Consider the following 233-nt stretch of genomic DNA (forward strand, 5'->3'; position numbering starts at 1 on the left):
AGACAGCGGCTTTAATAGCGAAGCGAACCTAGAGTTCATGGCGCAAAGTGGTTTTGATAGCTACATAGCCGATAACCAATTTAGAAAACGCAACCCGCTGTTTAAAGAGAGCGAAACCTGAGGGATCCCCATAAATAATCATTTAAATTCAAACACATCACTAACATCCAAATTTTGCCAATTCAAGTCAGTGATGGTTTTCTTAAAATGCCGGAGCCCCGCCATATAGTCTT

At 41.2% G+C, this 233-nt stretch carries 1 pseudogene; it reads left to right on the forward strand.

Annotation, left to right across the window (positions count from 1 at the left end):
- A pseudogene (locus HC733_RS23750) lies at positions 1 to 118 on the forward strand (transposase); the annotation flags it as partial.
- Positions 119 to 233: the final 115 nt, after the last annotated feature.

Source organism: Pseudoalteromonas sp. S16_S37, assembly GCF_014694405.1.
In the GTDB taxonomy this organism is placed as follows: Bacteria; Pseudomonadota; Gammaproteobacteria; order Enterobacterales; family Alteromonadaceae; genus Pseudoalteromonas.